16 protein-coding genes and 1 pseudogene are annotated in these 21,675 nt (G+C 50.2%); 7 read left to right on the top strand and 10 right to left on the bottom strand.

Translation table 11 applies throughout. The features are described 5' to 3' along the window. Positions 1 to 96 precede the first annotated feature (96 nt). Both IE090_RS16030 and IE090_RS16025 read left to right on the top strand, forming a co-directional pair. On the top strand, positions 97 to 909 hold the full coding sequence (locus IE090_RS16030; RefSeq protein WP_189389946.1) for a helix-turn-helix transcriptional regulator: 813 nt from the start codon (positions 97 to 99) through the stop codon (positions 907 to 909). Between the two features lie 114 nt (positions 910 to 1,023). Continuing rightward, the gene (locus IE090_RS16025; protein WP_189389944.1) at positions 1,024 to 1,392 is read left to right on the top strand and encodes a VOC family protein; all 369 of its coding nucleotides are present in this window, start codon (positions 1,024 to 1,026) and stop codon (positions 1,390 to 1,392) included. A gap of 79 nt (positions 1,393 to 1,471) precedes the next feature. On the opposite strand, the gene IE090_RS16020 is transcribed toward IE090_RS16025, so the two are convergent. Further along, the gene (locus IE090_RS16020) at positions 1,472 to 2,992 is read right to left on the bottom strand and encodes a hypothetical protein (protein ID WP_189389942.1); all 1,521 of its coding nucleotides are present in this window, start codon (positions 2,990 to 2,992) and stop codon (positions 1,472 to 1,474) included. A gap of 150 nt (positions 2,993 to 3,142) precedes the next feature. Then, positions 3,143 to 3,817: an NAD(P)-dependent oxidoreductase gene (locus tag IE090_RS16015; RefSeq protein WP_229815805.1), complete on the bottom strand. Its 675-nt coding sequence runs from the start codon at positions 3,815 to 3,817 to the stop codon at positions 3,143 to 3,145. Between the two features lie 135 nt (positions 3,818 to 3,952). Here IE090_RS16015 and IE090_RS16010 point away from each other — a divergent pair, with 135 nt between their 5' ends. The 4 genes from IE090_RS16010 (at position 3,953) to IE090_RS15995 (ending at position 10,240) form a co-directional block, all read left to right on the top strand. After that, positions 3,953 to 4,843, top strand: coding sequence for a LysR family transcriptional regulator (locus IE090_RS16010; RefSeq protein WP_189389940.1), 891 nt, complete (start codon positions 3,953 to 3,955; stop codon positions 4,841 to 4,843). A 35-nt stretch (positions 4,844 to 4,878) separates the two neighbouring features. Continuing rightward, positions 4,879 to 5,289, top strand: coding sequence for an acyl-CoA thioesterase (locus IE090_RS16005; RefSeq protein ID WP_189389938.1), 411 nt, complete (start codon positions 4,879 to 4,881; stop codon positions 5,287 to 5,289). Positions 5,290 to 6,138: 849 nt separating this feature from the next. Next, complete coding sequence (locus IE090_RS16000; RefSeq protein ID WP_189389936.1) at positions 6,139 to 7,872, top strand: glycosyl hydrolase family 18 protein; 1,734 nt, start codon at positions 6,139 to 6,141, stop codon at positions 7,870 to 7,872. Between the two features lie 52 nt (positions 7,873 to 7,924). Continuing rightward, positions 7,925 to 10,240 (top strand): glycosyl hydrolase family 18 protein, encoded by a 2,316-nt coding sequence (locus IE090_RS15995; RefSeq protein WP_189389934.1) that lies wholly within the window; start codon positions 7,925 to 7,927, stop codon positions 10,238 to 10,240. A 38-nt stretch (positions 10,241 to 10,278) separates the two neighbouring features. Here the strand turns inward: IE090_RS15995 and IE090_RS18025 are convergent. Further along, a pseudogene (locus IE090_RS18025) lies at positions 10,279 to 11,961 on the bottom strand (acyl-CoA dehydrogenase family protein). A gap of 10 nt (positions 11,962 to 11,971) precedes the next feature. Beyond that, positions 11,972 to 12,607 (bottom strand): TetR/AcrR family transcriptional regulator, encoded by a 636-nt coding sequence (locus IE090_RS15985; RefSeq protein WP_189389932.1) that lies wholly within the window; start codon positions 12,605 to 12,607, stop codon positions 11,972 to 11,974. A gap of 347 nt (positions 12,608 to 12,954) precedes the next feature. Here IE090_RS15985 and IE090_RS15980 point away from each other — a divergent pair, with 347 nt between their 5' ends. Beyond that, the gene (locus tag IE090_RS15980; RefSeq protein ID WP_189389931.1) at positions 12,955 to 15,042 is read left to right on the top strand and encodes an Ig-like domain-containing protein; all 2,088 of its coding nucleotides are present in this window, start codon (positions 12,955 to 12,957) and stop codon (positions 15,040 to 15,042) included. Positions 15,043 to 15,136: 94 nt separating this feature from the next. Here the strand turns inward: IE090_RS15980 and IE090_RS15975 are convergent, their stop codons facing one another. The 6 genes from IE090_RS15975 to IE090_RS15950 form a co-directional block, all read right to left on the bottom strand. Then, the gene (locus tag IE090_RS15975; protein WP_189389929.1) at positions 15,137 to 16,045 is read right to left on the bottom strand and encodes a DMT family transporter; all 909 of its coding nucleotides are present in this window, start codon (positions 16,043 to 16,045) and stop codon (positions 15,137 to 15,139) included. Positions 16,046 to 16,138: 93 nt separating this feature from the next. Further along, positions 16,139 to 16,840, bottom strand: coding sequence for an AraC family transcriptional regulator (locus IE090_RS15970; RefSeq protein ID WP_189389927.1), 702 nt, complete (start codon positions 16,838 to 16,840; stop codon positions 16,139 to 16,141). A gap of 555 nt (positions 16,841 to 17,395) precedes the next feature. Beyond that, positions 17,396 to 18,175, bottom strand: a complete 780-nt coding sequence (locus IE090_RS15965) for a M90 family metallopeptidase (protein ID WP_189389925.1) — start codon at positions 18,173 to 18,175, stop codon at positions 17,396 to 17,398. A gap of 66 nt (positions 18,176 to 18,241) precedes the next feature. Continuing rightward, the gene (locus IE090_RS15960; protein ID WP_189389923.1) at positions 18,242 to 18,604 is read right to left on the bottom strand and encodes a VOC family protein; all 363 of its coding nucleotides are present in this window, start codon (positions 18,602 to 18,604) and stop codon (positions 18,242 to 18,244) included. Positions 18,605 to 18,635: 31 nt separating this feature from the next. Beyond that, positions 18,636 to 19,433, bottom strand: coding sequence for a carbon-nitrogen hydrolase family protein (locus IE090_RS15955; protein ID WP_189389921.1), 798 nt, complete (start codon positions 19,431 to 19,433; stop codon positions 18,636 to 18,638). Positions 19,434 to 19,498: 65 nt separating this feature from the next. Next, positions 19,499 to 20,974: a nucleoside hydrolase gene (locus IE090_RS15950; protein ID WP_189389919.1), complete on the bottom strand. Its 1,476-nt coding sequence runs from the start codon at positions 20,972 to 20,974 to the stop codon at positions 19,499 to 19,501. Positions 20,975 to 21,675 lie beyond the last annotated feature (701 nt).

The following is a 21,675-nucleotide window of genomic DNA, read 5'->3' as shown; positions in this document are numbered from 1 at the left end:
GGCTGGATGATCAGCCATTTAACACTATTTTTGGGTTGAATGCAGACTCTGTGGTAGCTTTTCCCCACGTAGCTTCTCGGGCCTACAGGAATAAACATGGACTACAACACCTTCGACCCCAGTGAAGACTTAGCCCCCTTTGTTAACTTCTACTGGACACTCGAAGTCCCGCCAGAGCACAGCTCCGAGAGGCAAACCATTGTGCCCGATGGCGGAATTGAACTGGCGTTTATTCTTGGTGATGATATTCGTCGCTTTGTTTCAGACACTGAGTTCGTATTGCAGCCCCGTGCTATGGTACTGGGCCAGACCAACCAGCCTTTCTACGTTCAGCCTACTGGGTATGTAAATAGCTTTGCAGCAAGCTTTTCGCCTTTCGGTTTTGCATTGTTTGCCGATGTGCCGCTAAAAGATCTTAGAAACAAAGAAACCCCGCTTGCTGAGGTCTTCGGCCAGACAGATGCCTCGCGCCTTGAGCAAGCCATTATCGATGCGCCTACCACACGGGATCGAATCAAGGCGGTTGAGGCATTTTTGCTAGAGAGGCTGACGGACGAGAAGCGGATTGAAGACTTGGTGCTAAAAACCGTGCAGTTGATCTCGAACAGCAATGGCCAAGTGTCGATTGACGACGTTGCCAGCCAGGATGCTAGCCAAAAACGTCAGCTAGAGCGAAAGTTCTTACAGCAGGTTGGTATGAGTCCGAAACAACTGTGCAAACTGGTGCGCATGCAAACGGCGTTAAAGCTGTTGTTGAATCAAGAGGGCAACCTGACCGATATCGCGCATAACAGCCGCTACTACGATCAATCGCACTTTATCAAAGATTTCAAACACTTTACTGGCGTATCGCCTAGCAAGTTTTTACTCGATAAAAGCACAGCGCTTTCAACGGCTTTTTACAAGTAGCGGCATCCACAGCTGATGATTGTCGTTTTTTTACAATTGGCATCTTGGATGCTTGTACTAGGTTTAGCTGGTTTCGATGATGAAATCGTCTATCCAAACTAAAGGGGTAAAAACATGAGCAACCTTGCCGCCATATTTGAGATTCCGGCCACCGACTTAACCCGCGCCGTGGCGTTTTACAGTGCCATCTTGGACGTATCCATCGAGGTCATGGAGATGGAGGATATCAAGCTGGGGCTATTTCCTTACGATGAGCAATCGACGGTTGGCGTTATCATGCAAGGCGAAGGCTGTGTGCCCTCTAGCTCTGGTGTGACCCTGTATCTCAACGCAGGGGATGATTTGCAGCAGGTATTATCACGCGTAGAGCCCAATGGCGGAAAGATTGTATTAAGCAAAACGCCCCATGCGGACGAAAGCGGCTTCTTTGCACTGTTTCTAGATAGCGAAGGTAATCGCCTAGGGTTACATTCGCCTAACTAAGTCGCTAGCTGTATAGCTCGATATTATGCTAGGCAGCCAGTGCCGCCTGGCACTGGGTTGGCTAAGGAGCATCAGTCTATTAGCTCAACTCAGCATCCAGCTCCTGAGTCAATGCTGATTTGATTTTATCCATCATCACTTCACCGGCTAAGCGCCCTTCAATGCCCTCGGCCAACTTAATCTTTTTGCCATCGATATCGGCATAAATCGCCATGTATTCGGTTTTCACATGATCCTGCGAGGTGGAGCTCATGGTTTCTTTTAAACTGAGCTGCGATGGCGACGTAATTTGGCCGCTGCGCTGATACAGCTGGCGCCCAAATACGCTGCGAATGACCTGCACATTGCCCTGATAAATACGCGCTTCGAGCTTGCGTCCCGCGAGAAATACACCCAAAGCAAACAGGCCCCAGCCGACCAACGTAAAGACCGGCGCTATTAGCCACAATGCACCGCCTTCTTCCAGCATGACCAGCAATAAGCCAAGGCCCACCAAGCCAAAGATCGCCCCCAAGCCCAGTAATGTGCCCCACATACTCGAGTTGCGCCCCGCTTCGCTGATGATCTCGGTGGCTCCTTGCGCATCGGTTTGCATATCAATTTGCTGCTCAACGCTGTTTTCGGCGGCACGGCGGTATTGACGCTCAACGCTTTGCTGGTGCTGCTGTGGAATAGACACGTGGCTGGCCTCAGCAGTCAGACCTAAAGCGCTGGCATAGGCCTGAGACAGTACAGGTAACTTCCAGGTGCGCTTGAGCTCGATCAGCTCAGAGATCTGAGTGCCCGGTACTTTGGTATCGTTGGTGACCATGCCTGTGGCACTGAGCTCCCAGCTGATGGTGCCGCGATATTCCGGGCTGTCACTCTCCGGCTTATCCTCCGGCAGCTGAAACAGGAAGCTAACTTTTTGCACGCCGTCGCCCTGCGGCTCCAAGTAAGCCGCCGTTTCTTGCTGATGAATTATCTGGGTGCTTGTAGAGCTATTATCACCAGAGCCACTGCTGTAGGTGTGAAGGCAGCTGAGCCTCAATGTCAAATCATTGCGGGGCTTAGCCGCCAACATGAAAAAGCCGCCCACTTCATGGCCAATGATGGCCGGGATTGGATCAGGAAAAACAACCGTCGGACCAATTTTTTCATAATCGCGCCGCATGTTACGCGCATGCAAATACAGAACGCCGCTAAATAGAAAAAACAGTAAACTGTTAAAGCCATAACCTTCCCAGTTAATCAGCCCCAGCATCGCGATGATGAACCCAGGTACAGCAACCACCGCCGCCACAACCGTTAAAATTTTATCCAGGCTTTTCTCAAGACTGGGAATGCCATGTCGGCGTATTTTTTCTAGATCCTGTTTTAAATCATCATTTTTTAGTGAAAACCAAATAATAGCGCCGCCAACACCACCGAAAACACCACCAAAAACAAGCGCCATTAACAGTCGAAATGCCAGTGACTCTCCTTGTTCATTGCCAAATAAAATCATGGCGGCTGCAAATAAACCGGAGACGAAAAAAATACCGCCAAACAGAATGTTACCAATGCGAACCTTTTTCTTATTGTATTTTTTATTGGCGGGCAATGAGCTGGCGTCAGACATTCGGGCTTCCTTTTATCGTGCGGTTTGCAATCATCATTAGCGCTAGAGCACCCAGTCTGCCATGCTCAGCTGCAGTGGCAAACCGCCATTAGCGATCCTTCTTATATCAGCCCACCCAAACCAGTCAGCTCATAGTCCTTAGCCTAAGAATCAGTACGCCACACCAATGCGCTGATTCAGATGCTGTGCTGCTTCCAGCTCATCCACCATGGCCTTGGCGTAATCGCTGACGCTGATACGGCTATTGCCGTTGTCGTCAGTGAGCAGTTGCTCACCGCCAACGCGATAGCTGCCCTGCCGCTCACCCGGGAAAATTTCTGCGGCTGGGCTAACAAAGGTCCAATTGATGGCACTGCTGCTGTTGCGAAAAACCTCCAGCGCTTCACCTTGTGCCAATGCCTCCGCGCGATAGGCTGCTGGAAAGTCAGGCACGCTCACTAAGGTAACGCCTGGCGCTATTTCAAGGGAGCCAGCTCCACCAACCCACAACAGTCGGGATGCCGATGTGTTTGGCAGCTCGGCCAACAAGCGCTGAGCGGTATGTGCCACCAACTCGTGATTGCCTGCCGCGCGGCCACCAATGGCGGCGATCACCACATCGGCTCCTTGTACTGCACTAGCCAGGTCAGCTTGAGCATCAAGCAAATCAAAGGCTCGCACACTGGCACCCTCGGCGCTGATGTTTTCTGGCTGGCGCGCGATCGCCGTTACTTGGTGGCCACGTGCCAGCGCCTCATTAACAATATGACTGCCAATCCAGCCACTGGCGCCCAACACGGCGACGTTGATGGGGTTGCTGTTGGTTTGAGCTGTGGTGTTTTGCATACGGATGTCCTCGCTTAAAAACGTAATAAGTAACTGATGCTGTTACGATGCGAGCAGTCTAATAACTCAGTTATACGAGATAAATTCATAGAATTGATGTAGTTTGTATCGATATAAGATACTAATTGAATGCCTATGGACCGACTCAACGCCATTCGCAGTTTTATCGAAGTGGCCGATGCTGGCAGCTTTACCCAGGCTGCTGAGCAGCTGCAGTTAAGTCGGCTGCAGGTGTCACGCCATGTGCAGGAGGTGGAAGCCTGGCTGCAACAACGCTTATTGCACCGCACCACGCGCAAAGTCAGCCTCACCAGTGCCGGCGAGGAGGCCCTACTGCGCTGTCGGCGCATTCTCAGTGAAGCGGCGGCGCTAGAGGCAGCAGCGCTTAACCGGCGCGAGCAGTTGGCAGGCAGCGTGCGCATTGCCGCGCCCATTGGTTTGGCACAACACATGCTCCTAGACGCAGTTACCCAGTTTACTGAGCAGCACCCACAAGTCGTGGTGGATATTCTGGCATCCGACTCGTACAGCCAGCTGGTGGATGAGCGCGTGGACATTGCTTTGCGCTATACCGAGCAACCCGATGAGCAGTTAATTGCGCGCAAGTTGCTCAGCATTGACGCCGTTATTTGCGCCTCGCCAGATTACATAAACCGTCATGGCGCTCCCAATGCCCCCGCCGATTTGCGCCAACACAACTGCTTGGTTCACCTCAATGCATCGCACTGGTCTTTGGTACACAGCAATCAGCCGCAAACCATCGAAGTCAGTGGCAACTTAAAAGCCAACGATGTGATGACCCTGCTGCGCGCGGCCATCAAAGGTCAGGGCATAGTGCGCCTGCCCTGTGATATCGCCAACCCAGCGATTGATAGCGGCCAGTTGGTGATGGTGCTACCAGAGCACCATGTGCCAGGCAGCAGTTTATGGGCGGTGTATTTATCACGCAGCTATCAACTGCCGGTGGTGCGGCAATTTATCGATTTTCTGGCCAGCTGTTGGCAGAGCGATATTGTGCGGCCATGATGACGGCATCGTTTTGCAACCCATGGAGTAACCTTGTGGGCACTAGCGTCATTTCACGCACCGTTTTATTTGGCGAGTGCGACCCTGCCGGCATCGTTTATACACCGCGCTTTACCGACTTTGCGTTAGAAGCCACACATCAGGCATTGAGTGAACGACTGGGCCAACCCTGCATTCGCGCACTTAAGGCGGCGGGCATCGTGACACCGGTGCGCCACAGTGAAATCGAGTACCTGCAACCATTGCATTACGATCAATTGTTAGAGCAAGAGGTAGCCATTCACTATGTTGGTCAGCATTCATACAGCTTTGTTGTTACTGGCAGAGTAGAAGAAAAGCCTGTCTACCAGGCCAGCATTAGCTATGTCACTTTGTGCCAGCAAAGCTTGCAGAAAACTCCCATGCCACTCTGGTTGAAAGAAGTTTTTCAGTCACTGCAAGCTTAGCGCCGCATGTTATTGATTTATCCGTGCCTGAAAGCTATTCCCCATACCATGGCTATTGACTTAGGGTACCTCTGAATCATTTTGCACAGCTCTGCGCGGGTGCAGCAGACTTTTAGAGCAAGGCGTATATGGCAGAAAATGGCCAGCCCTTTTCAACATCGCCAACGACGTTATAGAGGCTTGCCGCCCTCGCTCTGCGGGGAGCGCCAGAGAACTCCAGCTCTGTGTCGCCGATTTTTGCTGTAGCCGAGCGGCAAACCGGCTTCGTGATCTAGCGTCCTTTGGCGATCCAGAGAAAGCACCGAATTGTTCAGAGATGCCCATGCATTCTCTCCAATGGCGTTCAATCTTCACGCCAAGCAACCTTGGAAAATACCTCGTTTCGCCCTATGACTCGCAAACTGGTCGGCTTTGGTAACTTTGGTGTGGCTAACCCTTATGCCAGCACCTTTATAGCCGCCGGCTTTCAGCCATTACAGTGCATGTGTGTCGGCGAAAAACCACGATGGCTTCGTGGCTTTATGTTTTGGTACTAAATGATTCAGGGGTATCCCTTAGTCGATAGAGATATTGTTATATTCGATTGAGATTATCAGGTTTTATGATGAAATGGTTTTTTCCTACTTATTATTCTGAATAAGCAACCAGTAGATATTTTGATTGATACCAGTGGATTAGTTTATTTGGTTTTCCAACAGTCATTTGTTAGTACAATTATTCTTCACCATGAGAATGGTAATTTCATCTGATTTTTGTCGCGCTAGAGGCTCCTAAACTGTTGCTTTCACGGTTTCGCTTGATGAGACCACATTGAATTTTTATCAATAGCCAACAGCGAAGGACTTTGCGATGTCTATTACTCGACTTTCTTTATCGACCTTTTTCATTGTTAATATTGGAATAGTGGCTGGCGTGCCGGCAGCAATGGCCAAAGATGATTTGCAAATGGAAAGCTTAACCCAGCCAGCAACCCCAAGTATCGCCTGGATTGGTGAGCAAAATATCTCCGCCGGGCCAAAAGACTTCACGCTGAAGTGGAATCTCTGGTATGGCGCCAATGGCAACCGTTGGTACTTGTATCAAGATGGTGAATTAATACACCAGGCAGACATAGCAAAAAATAGCCCCAACGCGCAGTCTGCATCGGCTCAAGTAACCGTCAGTGAAAACGGTACCCACAAATATCAAGTCAAATTGTGTGATACGGATGCGAAGGATGAGCTGTGCAGTATGTCGGCCATGGCCAATGTTAAAGTGAGCGGCGGTCCCACTGATGGTGACGATTTAGACCATAGCGATTGGCCCAAGCCACTAAAGCAAAACAATCAGGCATACCAGAATACCAGCGGCAAGCAAGTAGGGGCGTATTTTGTTGAATGGGGCATTTATGGCCGTGACTATCAGGTCGCCGATATTCCTTCCACGAATCTGACCCATCTGTACTACGGCTTTATTCCGGTTTGCGGCCCGAATGACAGCCTTGCCCAAGCCAATCCACAAGGGTATTCCGCTTTGGTCAGCCAATGTGCCAACAAGCAGGATTACGAAGTAGTGGTGCATGATAAGTTTGCAGCACTGGAAAAGAGTTACCCAGGTGATGTATGGGATCAGGAAATTCGCGGTATTTTTGGTCAACTGTATCGCCTTAGCAATGCCCAGCCAGACTTGGTGATTCTGCCCTCCGTCGGTGGCTGGACGCTATCTGATCCACTGTATGACATAGGTACAGATGCTGCTGCCCGAGACATCTTTATCGACTCTATGATTGCCTTTATTAAAAAATACGACTTCTTCGACGGTATCGACATTGACTGGGAGTTTCCAGGCGGTGGCGGTGCGAACCCGGCGTTGGGCTCTCCTCAAGACGGTGCGGGCTTTGTGGTGTTGATGAAAGAGCTGCGCCAAGCACTGGATGCGCTCAGTCAGGAAACCGGCCGTAATTATCAACTAACCGCTGCGCTGAGTGGCGGGGTAGAAAAACTGTCTCAGGTTGATTGGGAGCAAGCCGCGCAATACATGGATTACATCAATATCATGACCTACGACTACTACGGGGCTTGGAATGGTGTGCTTGGCCATCAAACAGGTCTTTATGCTGCGCCCGATGCGGCCATCGACGGCTTTAGCGCGCATGATGCGGTGCAACACTTGTTATCCCGCAATGTGCCTGCAGAGAAAATCGTCCTAGGTGCTGCTATGTATGGCCGTGGTTGGAAAAATGTCAGCGGCGGTCAGCCTGATAATCCATTTGCTGGTACGGGAGGAGATGGTATCAGCGGCTCATGGGAAAAGGGCATCGAAGATTACAAAGTCATCGAGCAAAAATACATGGGTGGCGTCGATGGCACAGGCATTGATGGTTTCCAGTTGTTTTGGGATGACATCGCCAAAGCATCGTATTTATGGAACTACAGCACCGGCACATTAATTACCTTTGATACGCCACGCTCGGTGAAAGCTAAGGGGCAGTACGTTCGAGCGAATAATCTCGGTGGCATTTTTGCCTGGGAAATTGATGCCGATAACGGCCATATCCTCAATGCCATGCACCAAGGTCTGGGTCACAGCCAAATCAGCCAATAATTTCAATAGCGGGCCTTAGAGGTTTTCTCTAAGGCACCCAGGGAGAACGATAATGATTCGACAGTTATTGTTAGTTGCTTTGGCCACCGTGACCTATGGGGCTCAAGCCAACGATGAAAACTGCAAGCCTAGCGGTTTGTATACAACACCAGACACACCCGTGCCCTATTGCAGCGTTTATGATCAGGACGGACGTGAACAGTTAGGCACTGAGCATCAACGCCGAATTATCGGCTATTTTACCAGTTGGCGGCATGGCAAAAATGGCCAGCCGAGCTATTTGGTTAACGATATTCCTTGGCAAAAGCTCACTCACATTAATTATGCCTTTGCTCACATAGATAACGATTATCGGCTATCGGTGGGCAATCCAGCTAACCCAGAAAACCCTGCGACGGGAATGACCTGGCCTGGCGTCGCGGGTGCAGAAATGGACCCAAGTTTACCTTATCAGGGTCACTTTAACTTATTAAGCCAGTACAAGCGCCAGCATCCACATGTAAAAACTCTGATTTCTGTCGGTGGTTGGGCTGAAACCGGTGGCTTTTTTAATGAAGATGGGGAGCGCGTCGCCAATGGTGGTTTTTACTCCATGACCACCAATGGCGATGGCAGTGTGAATCACGCTGGCATTGATGCCTTTGCGCAATCGGCAGTGGCGTTTCTGCGGCGCTATCAATTTGATGGGCTGGATATCGACTATGAATACCCGAGCTCGATGCAAGGTGCCGGTAACCCAGATGATTACGCCTTCAGTGATGCTCAACGTAAAAATTTATGGCGCTCCTATCAAGTTTTAATGCAGGCGCTGCGTGAGGCCCTTGATCGCGCTTCGGTCGAAGATGGTAAGCACTATTTGTTGACCATCGCGTCGCCCAGTTCAGCCTATTTACTGCGGGGCATGGAAGATTTTGACGTGGTGCGGTACTTGGACTTTGTCAACATTATGAGTTACGACCTGCACGGCGCCTGGAATCATTACGTCGGCCATAACGCCGCTTTGTACGATACCGGTGATGATCTGGAGTTACAGGAAGGCAAGGTCTACAGCACGCCACAGTATGGCAATATTGGTTACCTTAATACCGACTGGGCGGTGCACTATTTCCGCGGAGCCATCGCTGCCGGGCGCATTAATATCGGCGTGCCCTATTACACCCGTGGTTGGCAAAACGTGCAGGGCGGAACGCATGGCTTGTGGGGTAAAGCAGCATTGCCTTCGCAAACTGATTGCCCACCTGGAACCGGTATTTCAACACCCTGTGGGTTTGGAGCCTTAGGCCTCAATAACTTATGGCATGACAAGGATGCCAACGGAGTTGAGATTGGCGCAGGTTCCAACCCTATGTGGCATGCTAAAAACCTGCAGCAAGGGATTTTAGGTTCTTATTTAGCAGCGTATGGCTTTTCAGCCGATACGCAACTGACGGGAAACTATCAGCGCTACTTTGACGACATCGCGCAAGCCCCTTGGCTATGGAATGCAGAGCAAAGAGTATTTTTATCCACCGAAGACGAGCAGTCCATGGCGGCCAAGGTAGAGTATGTTATCGATCAGGGAGTGGGTGGCATAATGTTTTGGGAGCTGGCGGGTGATTACGATTGGCTGCCAGATCGTCAGGAGTTCTTTATCGGTGATCGCTTAACGACCATCGCCTACAACGCATTTCGTGATGCACCGCCTTACGAGACTGTTGCTGCAGACAATATTGACCGTCCACAACAGGTGGTCGCTTTAAATTATGACTTTGTTGGCTATATGGTGGGTGACAATAATTACCCATTGAATCCAACACTCAGGCTAACCAATCGTGGTGAGCAAGCAATTCCGGGCGGTACACAGATTGAATTTAATATGCCTACGGCAACGTCTAGCGTTATCAATGACCAAAGTGGCATGGGGCTGACTGTGATTGCCGATGGCAGCAATACCGCCAGCGGTAACGTTGGCGGTCTAGAAAACGACTTTCATCGTGTACGCTTAACCTTACCAAGCTGGAAGGCGCTTGCCGCAGGCGACAGTCTCGACATCACGATGAACTATTACCTGCCGGTACCTTTGCCCAATGGCATGCGCGTGCGGGTTGGTGATGATGTGTATGGCACCCGTCAAGAGTATCCATTATTGCCTGTGGCAGATTTAAATGGCGGCGGTGATGGCAATGGAGATGGAGATGGCAACGATGAATGTAGCACCGACGGTATTCCCGAATATCCAAACTGGCCGCAAAGCGATTGGGCGGGCAACCCCAGCCATGCTGCAACGGGGGATAAAATATTGCATCAGGGCGTGATTTATCAAGCCAAATGGTGGACTCAAAGCGAGCCCGGTTCCGATGGCTCTTGGAAAGAGGTGTGTCAACTGTAAAAGCTTGCCTCAGCAGGGCACCGTGTGCCCTGCCATCACTACAATTTGGGCATTGCCCTTTGAATAATGGCTTGGCAGTCGACATCAGAGGGTAAGGTGCCATAGTTAATGCCGCCATTGCTTTCTATGCGAGAGCGAATAAATGCGGCGGCGATCATAGCCTCACCTTGTTGAATCAATGTACTGGCCTGCAAAGCAATAGCGAGTTTATCCACCAGTGTGCGTGCACGAAATTCTATGTTGCTAAGGTCGCTAAATTCCGTGCCTAACGCTGCTACGAATTGATCATAGGCCGCATAGTGGCCACACGCTTGTTGCAGTTCTTGCATAAAGGCATCGATCACTTTGGGCTCTTTATTCATAGCGCGCAACACGTCTAGGCACTGTACGTTACCTGAGCCTTCCCAAATGGCGTTGACGGGGGCTTCGCGATAAATGCGTGGCAATATATTATCTTCCACATAGCCCACGCCACCGATGCATTCCATCGCTTCATAGGCTAAATGGGGAGTGCGCTTGCAAATCCAGTATTTTCCTACGGCGGTCGCTAAGCGCACAAACAAAGCCTGTTGTGGATCATCGCTATGATCTAATGCATGAGCTACTCGCATACTGATGGCGAGGGCGGCTTCGCTTTCGATGGCGAGATCAGCCAGTACATTTTGCATCAGTGGTTGCTTATGCAAGTTGTTGCCAAATACGCTGCGACCGCTGGTATGGTGAATGGCTTGAGCGACGGCAGCACGCATCAGTGCTGATGAGCCGACCATGCAATCAAACCGGGTCATGGCCACCATTTCTATGATGGTGCGCACCCCTCGGCCTTCATCGCCGACCATCCAAGCAAAGGCGCCACGAAATTCCACCTCGGATGAGGCATTAGAAATATTACCCAGCTTGTTTTTTAAGCGCTGGATAAACATCTGGTTTTTACTGCCATCCGGACGCCAGCGTGGCAATAAAAAGCAAGACAAGCCGTTTTCCGTATGAGCCAGTACTAAAAATGCATCGCACATCGGTGCTGAACAAAACCACTTATGCCCAACCAGTTCATATTCCGCGCCATTACCCTGTTGCTCTGTTACAGGGTAGGCTCGAGTGGTATTGGCACGCACATCTGAGCCACCTTGTTTTTCCGTCATCGCCATGCCAATGGTCACACCCTCTTTTTCAAAATAGGGCACATTGCGTTCGTCATAGCGGTTCGCCATGATTTTTGGCAACCACTCTTTCGCCAGCGTGGGGCTATGGCGCAGTGCGGGTACCGCTGCAAAGGTCATGGTTAATGGGCAGCCAGAACCGGCATCGGCATTCATATGCATGTACTCCAGTGCTGCCCGCGCCACGTGAGCGCCGGCCTTAGGCGATACCCAAGGCAATGAATGGACTTGTGCATCAATCGCACTACGCATCAGCTGGTGATAGGCCGGGTGAAATTTGGCTAAATCAATGCGCTGACCAAAGCGGTCATGGGGATAAAACTACGGTTTGTTTTCATTGGCTAAAAAACCCGCTTCGATTAATTCACCACCGCATAGCCCGCCGTAGGCATGTAAGCGCTCACTGGCCCAATCGCCGCCGTAGACGCGCGTCCAGTGTTGCAGCGCCACATCAGATTGGTAGGCATTAAAGTTTTCCAACGCAGTAGGCTGGTTAAACACCTCATGGGTATCGGCTTGGGCCAAGTGTTGCTCGCGAGCGGTTGAGGACTGTGCATCCATATTATGGCTCCTAACGTGATGGATTAGCGCCCAGTAGGCGCAAGCTTAATGTCACTAATTGTTCGATTAAGTAGTGATTGTCTGGCGTGTTGCTGTCGCGGGACTGATCACGAAAACGTTGCGATAAAGGCCCAACTAATGCTTCGGCTAACAGGCCCACCAGAGCTGCTGCACTAACTGCGGTGTCTTGTTGGGAAAACTCTTGTGCTTCAATGCCGCTGTGAATCAAATCTTCGAACAGCTCGGCGTAAGCAAAGCGATATTTCAGTCGCTCTTGCTCAACGCGCGGGTCGACGGGTTCAGCGATCAGGGCATATGCCAGCGTAGCGCCTTGCAAAGCGCGTTGGGCAAAGACATGAATGGCGTGATGTAAGTGCTCGCTAGCGCTCTGGCCCAACTCACTGGCTGCCTTTACTTGGGCAATTTCATGTTCGGTGGCATAGCGAAAGACTTCTGCCACCAGCTCCGACTTGTTGGGAAAATGCCGGTAAATGGTACCGGCAGCTACGCCTGAGCGGTGGGCTACGGCAGCGGCTGTCGCGGCCGCAAAGCCTTGCTCGGCTACCAACTGGCGGGCGGCTTCTAGCAAGCGCTGACGGGTCTCGGCTTTGCGCTGGCGTGTATGCTCGGTTTCACGATAGGCCATGGCTGTGCTCTGTCTTTTTAAAGAAGTGAATCACTATTCATTTCTTTTAGCAAGGTCGGGATAAGCCGTTCAATTTACCTTGGCTGTACTTTGCAGGGGGTTGAAAGATGTCAGTAGTTGTCTTCCTCTCATTAGGCGAGGAGATAAAAACAGACGCCAGTCACACTTTATTTTTCTTAGCTTTGACGGCGCTTTATCAGCATTAAAAAAGCTGGATAATGCCGCTCCTGCTTTGAATCAGCCGGCATCAACGCCTTTGTAAATCGCCGTTGATGATCTTCGCAGCTTGGCTGATGGCATTTGAATGAATATTGATGCATATATAATGGATGTGACTGGAGTTTGATGTGGTATCAACAATAAAAGCATTGGGCATGATGGTGTGCTTGCCTATGGCGCTGGTGGGTTGTCAGCTATCTGAAGAAGACAAAGATAAGCTAGACGATGCACAAACAAATCTGGAGCAGCTTGCTGATCAAATAATCATTACCCACCCAGTCAATCAATCGGTCGTGCATGGTTCTACTATAGGCGTACGTGCGGATATTCCGACAACGGCTGGTGTGCAAGAGATGGTGTTGTTTGTCGATGGCATTGAAGTGGCGCGCGATACTGACGGTGAACCTTGGCAGGTTACTTGGCCGGCTTATTTTTGGGCCGATGAAAATGCCCACTCACTGATGTTAAAAGCTGTTACCAAAAGCGGCAATGAAGTTCGCAATAATCAGCAGTTTTGGGTTTATGTCGATGCATCGGCTAACGAAATACTGAGCTTTGAGTCTCCTGTTGCTAATACTGTTATTAAAGACCAGAACTCACTCAAGGTTGTTTTTAAGGAGTTTCCTGGCGCTACTAAGTATGAAGTCAAATATATCAATGACGATATCGAGCAAAAGATAGAGACGCAGGCGACAGAAGTAGAGCTAACAGACCTAGCTGTTGGCGAATACGAGCTGAGCTATCGTGCCTTTAATCAAGAGCGGGTTGGCCCATGGAGTGAGCCGGTGACATTTGAGGTGGCTGCTACCGACCTGCCAGCGCTGAATGCCGCTGAAATATCACCGTCCGAGTCAGGCTATGATGTGCGCTTATCCTGGCAGGATATGGGCGAAGAAAGTACTTATAGAGTTGAGCTAACCAGTCTGACCAATGCCGAAGATTCCTCGGTACATGAGGATATTTCTGGCACGGAACTGCTGCTATCTGACTTGCCAACTGGCCGCTATGAGTGGCGTTTGACTCGCATCAACTCACTCAATCAAGCATCACAGCCTTCGCAGCCAGAGGCATTAGAGTTGGGTATCTTCAGCAAAGTACTTGGTGGTGCTCGCGATGATTATGCTGAGAAAATAATCCCTTCCCGTCAGGGAGGTTACATAGTGTTGGGCGTAACTCAGTCGAAAGATATTGCTGACAATGTCGGAGTTGACGGTGACGATTGGGTTATCAAGCTCGACGAACAAGGCGAGGTTGAGTGGCAATACATCGATTATGCAGCGGGTCGCAGCCGGTTAGACAACATTATTGAGCTAGCAGACGGTTCCGTTATTGCCTTTGGTAGTGATTTTGTTGAGAAAACTGCCATTGCATTAAAGCTTAGCAGTGAAGGCAGCAGTTTGTGGGAGGTTCACCATGGCCCGACTTTTGATAGACATGCTTTTGTGGATACGGTTGAGTTTAATGGCTCATTATATGTATCGGCGGTCAAGTGGGACTATCCTACTTGCAGAGGCTGTACTAAGGAAAGAGTTTACTCCCTACACACCATCTCCCTAGGAGATGGCACTATTTCCGACCCAATCGAGTTGCCTGAGCTGGAGGGCATGGAACGGCAGTCTATTCAAAAATTAATTAAAACCAGTTCAGGTGAGCTGTTGCTGGCTGGTATGGCAAACCGTACTGATGATGCATCGATCAGGGTTATTGCATCCGGTGCTTATATACAGACTCTGAATACAGACCTGGCTGAGGTATCGGTCTGGAATAATGTTGGTGAGCTTTTTTACGGCAACTTGGGGGATGTGACTGAGCTTTCCAATGGGCGCTTTGCCATTATCGGCCAGGGGATGAATGAGGGCAATGCGTATATTGCTCTGGTTCATTCTAATAAGGGTGACCTTGAGTTATACCGTGAAGCTACCAGCACTTACTCTTATATTAACCAGCCTTTGACTGTAGACAGTGATGGAAGCTTTTACGTTGCCTTGAGCTCTAAATCAATCCGCGAGGGCTCTATTAAATTGGTTAAATTTAGCGATGAAGCGGCATTCATATCAGAGCTGACTGATGATCACGTCTTTCGTCTGTCTCAAAGCCGCTCTCTGTCTGTGTCTGGTCTGATTCGCAATGATGATGGCACCTTCACTTATGCGGTTAACAATCTGCAACCCAGTAAAAGCACGGATATCGAGGTTGTGAAATCCGTTTTTCAATAAACTGATTTTGAAACTTGATCAGCATTGCTGATCAGCCTTTAAAATATGCCAGCCTCGAACTTGATCATTTCAAGTGCTGAGGCTGGTGCGTTAGCTAGGTCCCCCCTAAGTTAAGCTCAGCTTGTTGCTTGTGCTGCAGTAATAAACAACCCAAAATCATCGCCATACCCAGCCAGCCACTCAGCGTGAGTTGTTCGCCCACGATAACGACAGCCATTAAGGTCGCCAGCGCGGGTTCTAGCAGGGTCAGTAAGGTGGCTTGACTGGCGCTGATAAAGCGCAAGCCATAGCCAAACAGTAAATAGCCAAGAAACATGGGACCAAATACCATATACAATAAAATGCTGGTATTTGTGGCGCTGGAAAATCCTTGTTTGTCGATGGCAAAAAACAGCGGCAGCAGTACCAAAGAAGACAAAAAGAACTGGCTGGCCATGGCGCTGTTGGAGTTTATCCCTTGCTCAATTAAGGTTTTAGCCACCCAGGAATACAGTGCATAGCTGGCGGCGGCCAACAGGCCTAAGGCAATGCCCAATGAATAGGCACTGGTTGTAACGACGCTGTTGTCTTGTTGTAGGGCTAACATAAGCACCCCCGTAGCGCCGATCGCGAAACTGATGAACCAGCGCCCAGAGGGCCAGCGACGGTGAATAAGGCCTTCAAACATCGCGGCAAAAAATGGCGCACAGGCCAAGGATATGACCGAACCTACAGCAATACCTGCATAGGCCATGCTGGAATAAAACGCCAACGGATAGCACATCACAGCCGCTGCGCCGAGCAGCAATAAGCGTCGGTGTTGCAGCAAGCGGTGACGGTCTTGCCAAAGCCTCTTGCGGGCATAAAGCGCTAATAAAATACCACTGCCGCCCATTGCCATAGCACCAATAGCGAAAGGACTGATGCCGTTGGTAAAACTGGCCGCAGTGCCTGTGGTGCCCCACAAAAAGCAGGCGATGACGATACTGAGTATGCCCCGTGTGGGAGTTTGGCCGCTCGACATGCTGCCTCCGCATCATTTGAAAGACCAAAGTTTAGCGTGTGGCTCTTTATATGAGTGTGCAGAGCGGACGGTATTCTGGTTTAAGGAGGCGCTTTATTCGCGCATTTTGGACGGAGAGACACCATGGTATCGGCGAAAACGACGGCTAAAGGCCGAGTTGTCGAGGTAGCCACAGTGCTCGGCGATGTGTTGAATCGGTAGGTCGGTATGCAGTAATAAGGCTTTCGCTTTGTTCATTCGCAGGCGGGTAAGGTAGTCCATCGCGGTCTCGCCAGTGTGTTGGCGAAATAATGCTTTCAGTTGTGTGCTGCTGAGATGAGCCTGCTGTGCCAGCTGTTGTAGTGTTAGAGGTTCGTTTAGATGCTGCTCGATATAAGCTTGCACGCGTCGAATGCGCGCGTCGATAACGCGAAAATCTTGCTGCTCCGATAGCAGCAGCCAAAACATGGCTTTTAAATGCTCTTCAATGCTGGCATTGACCTGCGCTGACAGCTGGGCTTCAACAAACTCACAAAAGCGCTGCAAAGATTCAGTGATGGCAAAGACCAACCTTTGCGCTTGCATCAGATTCGCGGGCAAATCCTGCAAATCTGCGACTAAAAATCGTGCAACCTCGTCGGCACTGAACTGGTGCTCATTGCCGGCATGAATCACAACGCATTCGCCTGGGCTAACCAAGCCTTCAAAGCCCGTTTGCAGTAAGCGAATGCTGCCTTGCAGCGGCAATACTAGCTGGTGATGCACATGGCTATGAGCATTGATTTGACGACTGTAACTTCGAATTGATAACTGCATCGGATTATCCTTAGCCAGCCACAGCAAAAATTGGCGACTCAGAACTGGCGCCTGCTGGCGCTCCCCCTCGGGCGCGGACGGCAGGCCTCCATAACCTCGTTGACGATATTAAAAGGGCTGGCCATTTCCTGCCATATACGCCTTGTTGTGAAAGCCTAACGCACTCGCGCAGAGCTGTGCAGAATTATTTAGAGCGGCCCCGCTCTACAACGCTCAGTTTCAGTGGCAAGCTGCCATTGACGCTCTGCCCCAAACCCGTCCTACCATAATCCTTGGCAGTCACTATCCTAATCATCCGTAGGCCACGCCAGTGCGCTGGTTTCGATGCTATGTTGCTTCTAGCTTATCCACTATTACCAGTTGATCGCCGCCAACGCTTTAGTTGCACGGCTGCTCACCTGGGAACCTCTACAGCAATGAAACGTGGAGCACTGTATCTGCTACGGCTTACTGTTAAGACGGTCGATAACTTAGAGGCTCGGTAGCCCCTCGCGTGAACTGAGTAGCCAAACAGGCTACTCAGCCATCAATTTTCAGTGCCGCTTATGCGTTCAACTACTTCGAACAAGATTTCTGTTGCTGTGCAATTTCTGCCAGATTTTGCTGATAAAACTCACTGAGATACTGATACAATTGTGGATGCTTTTTCTTGAGCATGGCTGGGCGTTCAAAGAAATACTCTGACGTAACAGCAAAAAACTCAGCCGAGTTGGTAGCGCCGTATTGGTTAATATTGGTTTTGCCACGTTCAACCTCCGCCACTTTATGGCGCACAAATTCAAACCAGGGCGCGCAATACTGAAATTCTCTTACCCGCTCGGGAAAACCATCACAATCGCCGTCAGCCATATCCAGAATATGTACAAATTCGTGAATGCCGACGTTTTGCTTGTCTTTGTCATTGGCAAAGCCTAAGCGTAAATGCGGCTGACTCAGCGCCATTTTTCCCGACATAGGCCCATGCCCGACCATGCCACTGATGCGGGAATCCGGCTGACCGCAAACAAACTGGTCGTTAAAGGTGCCGGGTAATAAAATCACCGCCGCGACACTTAAATACGGCCAGTCGGCAAAGCCCCACACGGGAATCACAGCACTGGCCGCCACCAGCAGGCGGTCTAGGTCTTCTACCTCAACCCCGACACCGCCTTCAATTCTTGTCGTCAGCAAAAAACCTGTGCAGCGCTGTTCAAATTTGAGCTTATTTTCGCTATCTAGCGCACGATAAAAACTGACATGCTGCTCAAGTAATTCGCTCCAATGGGCAGGCCAATCAAACTCTATTACGGGCTTTTCTAGCCCCAGCCAAACTTTAACGGTTTGCCACAGCGACATAGGTGTTCCTTAAAGACGCAATCTTGCTACTTTACACTGCATCGCCATGGGAAGCTTCTGAGTTTACTAACGATATAAGACGGCTTCGACATTATTACCGTCTGGATCCAATAGAAACGCCGCATAATAGTTAGGAGCGTAGTGTTCTCGAAGGCCGGGCTCACCATGACAGCGACCGCCATGTTCCAACCCTAAGCGATAGAAGCTGGCCACTTGCGGCTCTGTAGCGGCAGCGAAGGCAATATGGCTTTGGCTGCTACGTTCGCCTTGCTCAATTAAAAAGCGAACCTTGTTTTCTCCCTGAAGACCAAAGCCTGCGGCCGAATCATCCGACCATTTCAGCTCAATGCCGAGCGCAGAGAGAGCCTGGCGATAAAATTGAAAGCAAGCAGCAAAATTGATCACTTTAATTTCGAAATGATCGATCATGTTAACTCCTTTTACATGGAGTGAGTTGGCACTAGATAGAGATGCAGTGCTTATCTTCTTGCGAGCCAGAAGCTTCTAGTTTGCTTAGAGGCAGCACGTTACACTCCTGTTTGCTGAGATCAACCACGCCAAAACACGGCTGTTTGGCAGGCAAGGTAAACCATGAATCGCCATCTGCTCCGATGACCGTACTGCCATGCATATCTGTACTTGGGCCTTCATTCAGCGTCTCTGGCCAGTTGCATTGAATCACCACAGCCTTGAGCCGTTGGGCTAACGTGGCGGCGTTATCGTAGTAGTTCGGCCCTTCGCTAGCCGAAACGTCTCTATCGCCGATATAGCTCGGCCATACCACGAGGTTAATGTCATGCCCAGCAGATTCAGTAAAAAACCAATCCAGGTCATCGACTTCGCGACACATAATGGCAGATACGGTTTGATTATTCAGTGCCACCGGCTGGCGATGCTCACCAGGGGTAAAAAACGTTGCTTCGCTGGGTGTTAAGCCGACTTTATCCCATTGCCTAGTCAAGCGGCCGCTGGCGTCGATCAACACATAGCTATTAAATACCTTGTCGCCACGCATGATGGGAGCACCGATCATAACGCTAACGCCATGCTGTTGGCACAGCTCGCGTATGGTATTGATGGCGCCATCTACTTGCTGCAGATTGTTTTTATCGGCCACGCCGCGATGAAAACCAGTAACACCCAATTCGGGAAATACGATTAGGTCTAAATAATTGAACTGTTCGATTAGCTGGCAAGCGTGGGCGCTGTTCGCAGAAACGTCCCAGTACATGGGAACCTGGGCGATACCAATGATCAATGGCTATTCCTTGGCTGATAAATCAAGCCGCCAGGGTAAGCCATGCCTACCCTGACGTAAAACCATTAATCGCAGCTTGGGCCTTTAACTGCGGCATTGGTTGAAGAGCGCAGGCGCTCAATCATCGCCAGGCGCGCTTTTTCGCTATCAATGCCCAGTACCACGTTTAACGGTTGGCCGGCACCGGCCTCGGTAAAGCTGGTTTTGCCGACCATAGGGTCAAAGCTAATTGGATCGTAGCGGTATTCGCTGTTTTCCAAGCCGTCATCCAGCTGGTCAACCGCGATGTAGCCTTCACGAATATTCATATCTAGGGTTTCTGGCTCCAGCAGCACCAGCGCTGCAATGATGTCCCACAAGCGAATCACTGCATCCAGTGCAAAGTCGCCGCTCGGCGAGCCATCAAAGCCGGGGAAATCACCGCCTTCAAACTCACGAATGGAGCTAAACAGCTTGGAGGTGTAGCAAGCTTCTGGGGTTGCACCTGCCGCTGCCAAGTCAACGATGCTGTGCGCTTCCAGTTTGGCCAAATCCGTTGAATTGGTCGGTACCAGATAGCTGTCGATGTTGTTTTGCGCCAGCAAATCAAACGATACCTTGGCGCTTAGCGGATCCAGCAGAATGTTAAATTCCTGATGAGTGCTGAAGTCTGTGCTGACGCCAAATGAAGGGTGCGAGAAAATATTACCGCCGAGGTTATTTTCACGGCCATGCTCTTCGGTAAACGGGGTTTCACCCTCAAAACCGCCACCCATCATAATAACTTTATCAATTTTAGCCAGTTGCGCTGGACTGGCTTTGGATAATACTCGAGCAAACGTCGTTAGTTTACCGGTATTAAATACCACCACATCGTCGCCCAGCTTATCGAGCTCTGCCAGCACCATGTCTTCGGCCAGCTCAAACTTAAACGACATGCCGTTATTGCCGTTGTAGTGGTAGTTTTCTTGCTCGGCACGCGGAATTAAGTGATCGGTGGCATACAGGGTTGAGCCATTGTCACGCCACGGGCCTGGCACATATTGGCCATACAAGTTAATGCCCATCACATTGCGACGCTCTAAGTTCCAGCTGCCGTTGGTGTTGGAGTTTGGCAACTGGTAGTCGGCAATGCCTCCCACCACGGCGTTGCTGTCGGTCACTGCAGTGCCTTCCGCTTTTGCGCCATTGGCACCAAAATAAATCTCTTCCGGCGCGTAGTATGCGCCACGAATCACCTGAGTATCGCGGTTACCCAGCCACTCCAGAATGTTATAAACCGTGTTCGCGCCGTGGGCGACGGTATTAAACGAATCTTCCACCACCGCCAGCTCAATGGTGTAGCGCGGGTCTTTAGCGATCAGCATCAAGGCCACGGCATCATCGAAGTTATTAAAGTCGCCAATCCAGATAATGGGTTGCGCATCGGCGTTTTTGCTCGCCGTAAAAGTGCTGTTTTCCGCTGTATCGTTTGACGAACTGCTGTTGTCATCGTCGCTGCCACAGCCCACTAAGAAGGCCGCCGACAATGCACTGGCCAGCGCAAGTTTCTTCATCAACATTTATTTACTCCCTCAAGGATAAATTTTGCCGCCCTAATATCTGACTATTTAGACAAGTAATTATTTATAAATCTACTTATAAATCAGGGTTAAGGCGCCATTTAAAATAAAGAGCGGCATTTTAGGGATTATGGCGAGTCTTACCAGTAACTTTTGATTCTGCGGCTGATTTTGTCTAAGTTATCCGGCGCTTACAGTTCGGCAGTGCTGGCTGTAGCGGTGGATAAGAATAGTAGACAAGGCGAAGTGAAAGTTTAGAACACATGCGGTGTCGCAGTACGGGATGCCGCACTACCAAGACCTACGCTGCGCCTCTGTAAATTCGTCGCTTGCACGTTGCGGCCTTGTGGCTAAATATTGGGCAAAGGTCGCCAGTTCCCTCTTTAGGGCACGGGTGTCCATAACGTCGTTGGCGATATTGGGCGGGGCCGGCCATTTCCCGCCATATACGCATTGCTCTGCAGCCTGCTGCTCTTGCGCAGAGCTGTGCAGCATTATTCAGAGGTGCCCTGAGTCATTTTTTGAAGTTGTATTAACTATGATAGGGTAATGTGTAACGCCCGCTTAAGGGGTGGATAACGCAAACCACCAAACCTTGAATACTTAAGCCAAATTGAAGTGAAACCGCCAAACGTTATGGTAGTGTTCAGAATTCTGTGTCATTTCTTTATCCTATGCAAAAAGAGACGACACATGACCCA

The sequence above is a fragment of the Bacterioplanes sanyensis genome, assembly GCF_014652515.1.
Classification (GTDB): Bacteria; Pseudomonadota; Gammaproteobacteria; order Pseudomonadales; family Oceanobacteraceae; genus Bacterioplanes; species Bacterioplanes sanyensis.
Note: the sequence above shows the minus strand (reverse complement) of the source record. Positions and strands in the feature narration are given on the sequence as shown.

What these genes read in the sequence shown, in the direction of transcription:
- IE090_RS15985 (WP_189389932.1), bottom strand. Translation starts at nt 12,607, where the DNA reads ATGGCCTATCGTGAAACCGAGCATACACGCCAGCGCAAAGCCGAGACC.
- IE090_RS15965 (WP_189389925.1), bottom strand. Translation starts at nt 18,175, where the DNA reads ATGTCGCTGTGGCAAACCGTTAAAGTTTGGCTGGGGCTAGAAAAGCCC.
- IE090_RS15995 (WP_189389934.1), top strand. Translation starts at nt 7,925, where the DNA reads ATGATTCGACAGTTATTGTTAGTTGCTTTGGCCACCGTGACCTATGGG.
- IE090_RS16025 (WP_189389944.1), top strand. Translation starts at nt 1,024, where the DNA reads ATGAGCAACCTTGCCGCCATATTTGAGATTCCGGCCACCGACTTAACC.
- IE090_RS16030 (WP_189389946.1), top strand. Translation starts at nt 97, where the DNA reads ATGGACTACAACACCTTCGACCCCAGTGAAGACTTAGCCCCCTTTGTT.
- IE090_RS16020 (WP_189389942.1), bottom strand. Translation starts at nt 2,992, where the DNA reads ATGTCTGACGCCAGCTCATTGCCCGCCAATAAAAAATACAATAAGAAA.
- IE090_RS15950 (WP_189389919.1), bottom strand. Translation starts at nt 20,974, where the DNA reads ATGTTGATGAAGAAACTTGCGCTGGCCAGTGCATTGTCGGCGGCCTTC.
- IE090_RS16015 (WP_229815805.1), bottom strand. Translation starts at nt 3,817, where the DNA reads ATGCAAAACACCACAGCTCAAACCAACAGCAACCCCATCAACGTCGCC.
- IE090_RS16010 (WP_189389940.1), top strand. Translation starts at nt 3,953, where the DNA reads ATGGACCGACTCAACGCCATTCGCAGTTTTATCGAAGTGGCCGATGCT.
- IE090_RS16000 (WP_189389936.1), top strand. Translation starts at nt 6,139, where the DNA reads ATGTCTATTACTCGACTTTCTTTATCGACCTTTTTCATTGTTAATATT.
- IE090_RS15960 (WP_189389923.1), bottom strand. Translation starts at nt 18,604, where the DNA reads ATGATCGATCATTTCGAAATTAAAGTGATCAATTTTGCTGCTTGCTTT.
- IE090_RS15970 (WP_189389927.1), bottom strand. Translation starts at nt 16,840, where the DNA reads ATGCAGTTATCAATTCGAAGTTACAGTCGTCAAATCAATGCTCATAGC.
- IE090_RS15975 (WP_189389929.1), bottom strand. Translation starts at nt 16,045, where the DNA reads ATGTCGAGCGGCCAAACTCCCACACGGGGCATACTCAGTATCGTCATC.